Raw genomic sequence first — 2,731 nt, forward strand, 5'->3', positions numbered from 1 at the left:
TATTTCTGATATTCTAAATGATAAAGATATTAGATTTTTACTTTATAAGATGAAACTTCTATCTTATGGACTTATGCCATTAGGAGTCGATTCTATCGATTACCAATATATCCATCAGCAACAAATTGGTGATTGTGGTTTAATTGCATCTATCACATCATTAGCTTATTCAAGACCAGCTGATATATATAATATGTTAAGTCAGAATGAAGATGGGAGTTTTAACGTAAATTTACCTTCACATAGAAATATAAAAGTAGCTCCTAGTATTGAAATCTTATACAAAGGAGCCATTGCTCCTTACAGAGGTTTCTGGCCATTAATATTAGAAATCACGATTCTTAAGCTAATAAGTGACGAATCATCTACTATCAGTAAGTATTTTTCTAAATCTATCTCATATCTGAAAGACAACATTTATCATGCTGTTTTGAAAAATCCTCAAGGAAAATTATCACGAAGAAATTATGAGATCGATTATTTCCTTAATGAAATAACCGCCAAGAAAGCAATATCAATTTTAACCGGAAATCCGACAGGGTATTGGCGGATTTATATGAGCACGTCCAATGAAATTAGAAAAAAATTATATGAACTTACTTATTATAAAAAGATATCAGCAGCTAGTTTAATTAGTTCACATTACAAGTTTCTATGTCTAACTAAATTGGATTTACCAATATTACCAATTAATTATTGTTATAAAAATTTGATACCACCTTATAGAAACTTACCTAACCATCACTGCTACAGCATACTCTTTTATGATACTGAAAGTGATAATGTTGTTTTAAGAAACCCTTGGGGGCACGAAGAGCCCTCAGACCCAGAAACACACCTACCAATCGATGGACGAGATGACGGTATCTTTAAAATGAAAATAGACAGTTTTATGCAAGTCTTTGACATGATCGAATTTGAAGAATGATTAATACATTTTTGTTTGGCCTACTTTGCACAACTGCTGTTAATTCCGACCGGTGACCACCTTGCACTTGAAAGCTCTACTATGCGGGACGAAATGAGAAGCTTCCTTGAAAGGAGTACAGGGTAGATTAGCTTGTATACGAAGGCCTGTTCTCAGAGGAGGTTATGTAGCCCTGGGAGAGACAGTACGGCCCGGTGCCGCTCAATTTTTTCTGACAACGACTCAAGTGCGGCAAGTGTTCGAAGGACTCAGATCGTTTGTGACTTCTTATTTAGGGTGGCCAGTGAGTGACGATGCAGAAGCTCTGTCACAGCAACACAGCCCGCTTTTTGGCGGGCTGTTCAGTGTGAGGCTTTGGTAAATGTGAAAAGGCGGGTGAATAGAACGAAAAAGTTAGTACTTATGTACTTAAATAACTGGCGATAAAGAGTAATTTCTGTAAAATACGCGAATGATAATGTTTCCTATTTAGATTGATATTATAAAAGAGACGGTTGTCGCCCATGTTGAAAAATAAACTCTCTTCAGTGCTTTTAGCATCAGGTCTTATGGCTGCATCTGCCCTCTCCCAGGCCGCAGAAGTGGTTAACGTGTACTCTTATCGTCAGCCTTTTCTGGTTGAACCTCTGTTCGCAGAGTTCAGCAAGGATACTGGTATTGAAGTCAATATGGTGTTTGCTAAAAAAGGTCTGAGTGAGCGTCTTGAACGCGAAGGCCAACTGAGTCCTGCTGATCTGGTATTGACGACAGACATCAGCCGACTGATGAATCTGGTAGAAAAAGATCTCAGCCAGCCCGTTGACAGCCAATCAATCAATAACGACATTCCTGCACAATACAGAGACCCTGAGGGTGAGTGGTTTGCCCTGACCAAGCGTGTCAGAAATATTTACAGCACCAAACGTTCCGACAAGCCGGAAGGCATCACTTATGACGATCTGGCCGATCCAAAGTACAAAGGCAAGATCTGCACACGCAGCGGTAAAAACGCCTATAACGTAGGTCTCGTTGCTGCTTATGTCGCTCACAATGGTGAGGAAGCGACCAAAGAATGGCTGCAAGGTTTCAAGGAAAACCTGGCCCGTCGTCCTCAGGGTAACGACCGTGCCCAGGTAAAGGCTATTAAGGAAGGCGTTTGTGACCTGTCTATCGGTAACAGCTATTACTTCGGCAAGATGATGACCAATGAAGAACAGCGTCCCTGGGCTGAGTCCGTTTACATCAACTTCCCTGATCAGAAAGGTCATGGCTCTCATGTCAACGTCAGTGGCATGGTTCTGACCAAGCATGCCCCTAATAAAGACAATGCTGTTAAATTAATGGAATTCCTGGCCAGTGAGAAAGCTCAGGCTACCTTCGCTGAAGTCAACATGGAATACCCTGTGAACCCTGACGTGCCGGTTTCCGAAATGGTGGCTTCCTGGGGGGCGTTCAAATCCGACGATCTGCCTGTCTACAAGCTGGCAGAGAACTACGCAACCGCTCAGAAATTGTTAGACGAAGTCCGTTTTGATCTGTAATTAGAAGGCCTTTCGACCTTCTGGAGAGCCGACGTCTGCTTGTCGGCTCAGATCTATGAGTCCTCGGCGCCTTACCTTTCGATGTAGAGGCAAATCTGCGGGCCGAGCCCCGAGTCAAACCTTCAGTCCGGATTCCGAAAAGTCCTGGAACATATGCTTAAGACGGTCATCAATACGGATCCTCTTCTTTTTAACACCGAAGTCTTCCTCCAGATAATTCCGTACAGTTTTTAACAATAATTTGCGGTCTTTGGTTTTAACCACCAGCTTTAAGCCTTCATCG

Annotated in this window: 2 protein-coding genes; both read left to right on the forward strand. The window is 41.8% G+C overall.

Annotated features, from left to right (window positions below; genetic code table 11):
• Positions 1-928: hypothetical protein (locus tag KDK19_RS02050; RefSeq protein WP_257291245.1), on the forward strand; the 928-nt coding region annotated here is incomplete at its 5' end.
• A 503-nt stretch (positions 929-1,431) separates the two neighbouring features.
• Positions 1,432-2,448 carry a Fe(3+) ABC transporter substrate-binding protein gene (locus KDK19_RS02055; RefSeq protein WP_257291246.1) on the forward strand — a complete coding sequence of 339 codons (1,017 nt, stop codon included), beginning with the start codon at positions 1,432-1,434 and terminating at the stop codon, positions 2,446-2,448.
• Positions 2,449-2,731 lie beyond the last annotated feature (283 nt).

This window comes from Endozoicomonas sp. ONNA1, from assembly GCF_024606325.1.
Classification (GTDB): domain Bacteria; phylum Pseudomonadota; class Gammaproteobacteria; order Pseudomonadales; family Endozoicomonadaceae; genus Endozoicomonas_A.